Annotated in this window: 1 protein-coding gene and 1 pseudogene; one reads left to right on the plus strand and one right to left on the minus strand. The window is 66.3% G+C overall.

Annotated features, from left to right (window positions below):
- Positions 1-618 precede the first annotated feature (618 nt).
- A pseudogene (locus AC3DE3_RS17070) lies at positions 619-2,133 on the plus strand (IS1634 family transposase).
- Here the strand turns inward: AC3DE3_RS17070 and AC3DE3_RS17075 are convergent.
- Positions 2,119-2,367 (minus strand): P-loop NTPase family protein, encoded by a 249-nt coding sequence (locus tag AC3DE3_RS17075; RefSeq protein WP_260487311.1) that lies wholly within the window; start codon positions 2,365-2,367, stop codon positions 2,119-2,121. The pseudogene AC3DE3_RS17070 and the gene AC3DE3_RS17075 overlap by 15 nt on opposite strands.
- Positions 2,368-4,730 lie beyond the last annotated feature (2,363 nt).

The following is a 4,730-nucleotide window of genomic DNA, read 5'->3' on the forward strand; positions in this document are numbered from 1 at the left end:
CGTCAACTTGCCGGAAGACGACTCCAAGGGTGGCCCACCCACCTCGGCGAACAACTACGGAACGCCGAACACCGACCTACACATGAACCTGTCCCCGGACCGACACATCAGGGTGTACGCGGACACCCGTTTCTGGTGGTCCGGGGTCGCCCGGTGGAGCTGCTCGGTCTCGAGGTGATTGGGGGTCCGGGGCGATCAGATACCGGGATCGCAGGCCGGAAACCCGGTCGCCTGTGAGGCGGCCCGTGCCGCCGCCGCGGGCGATCGTCAGTGCGCGGAGTCGGCGTGCGCGGTCTGCTGTGCTTGCTGCGGGACTGCCGAGGCCCAGCTGATCTGAGCCGGCCGGGTCGGCAGCGGCTGAAGCATCCACGGGACGGGGCGAGTTGTGTCCCCTGCTGAATGTCCGGCACCGTGGTCACGCGTCACGCGTCACGCGTCACGCGTCACGTGGAGCGCGCACTGAGCAAGGGTGGGCGAGGCGCCCGGAGCCCATGGCGCCGGCCTCGGACCTGAGTTGGACCTCTTGATGGGTTCTGGGGGCCACCGGCGTTCATCGTTGCTGGTCAGCGGAATTCGGGTCAGAGATTCGGGGCACTAGCCGGGCTGTAGGTTGTGGGTGTGAGCCCGTTCGTGCGGAAGGTGAAAACGTCGTCGGGAGCGACGGCTGTGCAGATCGTGGAGAAGATCCGCGGCCAGCGGAAGATCTTGGAGCACATCGGATCCGCGCACACCGAAAGCGAGCTGGCGGCGTTGATCGCCGTGGCCAGGGGCAAGATCCACGCTGGTCAGCAGCCCCTGGACCTGGGCTCGGAGCCGGAAGCGCAGGTCCGTTCCGGCGGGGAGGCGGTAGTGCGCCGACACTCCAGTGAACTGCTGTGGCAGACGTTGACCAGCACCTTCGACGCACTCGGCTTCGATGCCGTGGCCGATGAGACGTTCAAAACGCTTGTGTGCGCCCGGCTGGTCGAGCCGACCAGCAAACTTGATACACCCCGTGTCCTGGACGACATCGGCGTCGATGCTCCACGGCTGTCGAGCATCAAGAGGTCGCTTGCTCGCTGCGTCGAGCGTGACTATCGCACCGTGCTGGCAACCGCGTGCTGGGAGCACGTCACCGCCGCCGGCGGCCCGGGCGCTGCCCTGGTGTTGTACGACCCGACCACGCTGTACTTCGAGGCCGAGAAGGAAGACGGCCTACGCAAGGTCGGCATGAGCAAGGAACGCCGCGTCGACCCGCAGATCACCGTGGGCCTGCTGGTGGCCCGGGACGGGTTCCCGCTGGATCTCCACGTGTTCGAGGGCAACAAGGCCGAGACCAAGACGCTCATTCCGGTCATCAATGCTTTCCAGCAGCGCCACCAGGTGAGCGACACGGTCGTCGTCGCCGATGCGGGCATGCTCTCGGCGGCGAACCTCAACGCCCTGGAGGACGCCGGGCTGTCGTTCATCGTCGCATCCCGCACCTCGAAGGCGCCGAAGTAACTCGAGGACCACTTCGGCCGGCGTGGCAACGCCATCGAGGACGGCGAGGTCGTGGAACTGACTCGCCCGATGGGCCAGGGACGGGATCGACGCGACCGGAGGGTGGTGTGGCACTACAAATGGCAACGTGCTCAGCGGGATCGCCGCACGCTCAACGCGCAGATCGACCGCGCCCAAAGGGTTGCTGACCGGGCGGAACCGCTCAAGAAGCAGCGGTTCGTGAAGGTCACCGGCCAAACCGTCGCACTGGACGAGGCGTCGATCGAGCGGGCCCGCCAGTCGGCCGGCTACAAGGGCTACGTCACCAACATCGACCCGAAGATCATGGATGGCCACGCCGTCGTAGCCGCTTATCACGATTTGTGGAAGGTCGAGCAGTCGTTCCGAATGGCCAAGTCGGATCTGAAAGCACGGCCGATCTTTCACCGCACCCGCGACTCGATAGAAGCACACCTGACCATCGTCTTCGCGGCCCTCGCGATCGCCCGTCACCTGCAGAATTGCACCGGCATGTCGATCAAGAAGATCGTGCGGATCCTGCGTCGAATCCATACCGTCGTCATCGACGTCGACGGACACGAGCTCACCGCCCGCACTCCGCTGGACGACGACGCCCAAGCCATCACCAGCGTCATCTCAGCGGGGCACTAAGGAGGTCCAACTCAGGTCGGAGTCGAATCTCACGTAGCCGGCCTCGTCGATGACCATCCGTGACCGGTGGGCGAGCACGCGCACCGCGGCCTCGAGCGGGTGGCAATAGCGTTCTACTCGCTGCGAGAGTTCCAATTGGGTGTTGCCGGCTCCGGGCGAATCGAGCAAAACGATCGTGTCGGACTTGCTGAACTCGATCCTCGTCGCGAAGTTCGCTGACTGATCTCTTCTCACGCTTGACCGATGTTCCGGATTGCAGGCCTCAAGAGCCTTGGCTCGCGGCGAGCGGGCCGTTTTAGTTCGGGCCAGATTGCCGGAAGCCTCCCGGTCGTCGGCCGGCCGACGCGAGACGAAAACCTTCAGGGAGTAATCGTCGGTTTCGCCCTGCGTGGTGACGGGTTCGCGAGAACCTCACGGACACGTCAGATCGGCGAGGTCCTGTGCACAGGGGCGCCGATGGCGCCTGGGATGAGGGGACCTCGTCCGTGCAGCCATCTCGGGACGCAGCGCATCGTTGCTGGCGCGTTCAAGGACGTGGGGGAGTCGCCCCGATCGGTCAGCGTGATCCTCCCGACTGGCAATGAGATCACCGGAGATTGCTAGCGGTCCCGTTGTCGGCTCGCCGTGCGGCAGGTGAGCGGCCGGTTCACGTCGTCTGGGGCACTCACTGTTCAGGGGTGGGGCGAGCTCTGGCCCCTGTTCGATTTCCATGGCGCTCGAGCGGGGCCCGGGGGCCGTCTGCTGGCTGTCGACAACCCTGGCCGGGTGCCCTGTCACGCGGAGGTCGACCGAAGAGTTCACCGAGTCGATACGGACGTTGTGGGCCGGAGCCAACTGACTGTGACCCGGATGCCGGGGAGTTCGGCGGAGAGGTGACTATGCGGCCCCAGTCGCCGACCACAGTGTCGACCGCAGGCTTTCTCGACGCGCGCACGGTGCTATACCCATCAGTGGAAAGTGGTACCCGGGCGCTCTCATCACCACCCGGTGGGATCCGCACTCCGGCCAATCATTGGTCGCACTGCCCCGTCTGGCCGGACTTGCGCTCGGTACCGGCAGCCTTGCATCGTCCGCCTTGTCTACCCTGCTGAGTCCGGGGCGGACATGTCCCACACGATTCTTGCGGGGCATCAACGAGTGCCCCTGCTTTCACGATCCCCGGCCTTCGCGCTCTCTGCTGGATCGTCAGGCTGTATCAGCGACGAGTGTGGGCCCGCTGGCCCACAGCAATCACCCAATGCCCCTGCGCCGCTGGCTCGGGAGAGGTGACCGTTAACTCGTGGCCCGGGGGGTCGGTACTCACTCGGGCGTCGACTCCTTCCTGGCGGCTCGCGGAAATGCAGGAGTCAGCCCGTCCCGCCCCCGCACCAGTTGCGCCGCGACCTATCGGATCGGGTCCTCGAGGTGCGTCATCAGGATCGGCGTCTCGCCGATCCTGCTCGGGTCTCTACTGTTGACTAGGATTCCTCGTCTGCTCGAGGTCCACCCGGTCGGTTTCACCAGTGTTGTTCGCGCGGCGGGTAGCGACGTACCTCCACAGGACGAGGCGGATCCTCTCCAACTGGCCTTGATCGTCGGCTCTTGATGAGCCGTCCTCGAGATACCGCGGTCCCCTCTGTCGGAGACCCATAGTGGCCAGGGCAGTCGGGATCGCACGCCGCGGCCCATCGTCGGGAATTGACGGGCCACCGGAGGCGCCCGGGGTGGTCGTTACGCAGGGTGTGTCGGTGCCTGCGAGCGCGGAGGCAGCACAAGCGACGGTGGGAAGGCCGCCGGCGGGGGTACCCGGAAGAACGTCCCATGCGTCTGTGGCGTCGCAGACTGGTGGTGATCACTACCGGTTCGCGTACGCCGACTCATCGGGTGCGACGCGAAAGAGACCATCGCGAGCGGCGGGGGAGACGCTTGTGATCTACCGAGACTTCCCCGTAGCCCATACCCGGTGTTCCGCGCCGTCTTAGTGACGGGCGGGCAGCGGGCGACAGTTTCCTGGATCGACCGGCCCCGAGCCGTCGACGCCTCCTGGCTCAACGACGCCCAGCAACGCCGACGCCACGCTCTGGTGCGCAGTCCCAGACTCGATCCACAGGCCGACCCCGACGGAGAGTCCGTCGAGGGAAACGGACCCGGTGGCGCCGTCCGCCCGCCGCCCGAGCAGGAACCTCTGCCGGGTGAGGGATGCATACAGCGGCCCGGTGAGTCAGGCCGCTCCCGGGCGCGTCCGAGAGAACCACCAATCGCAGCCGGCTACTTCCCGAGGTACCGGGCGATGTCCTGCTGCCCGTGATTTGCGGCCCCGGCAGGCGACGCGCCGACGATGCGGGCGGCGGGTGCGCGGCCCTGGTTCCGGATCGCTGGGCTGGGCGGCGATGACGTCGCCGGTTCGCAGCCGTGGACACGGTGACGGAAGCGGAAGCGATAAACCATCCACTACCTGCGCAAACAGCGCGGAGTTGGTTTCCTGGACACTCCCGTGTAACTTTATCGGAGCCGCGAGGGAGCGGGCCGGAGCCGAGAGGCGAGGGTCTGGTTCGGGTGGTGGGAAGGTGTGGGTGGCGGTTCTCCTGGTTTGACTGGGGCGGGCGGGTCACCTACGC

It is taken from the genome of Dietzia sp. IBK-p2-16D (genome assembly GCF_057773085.1).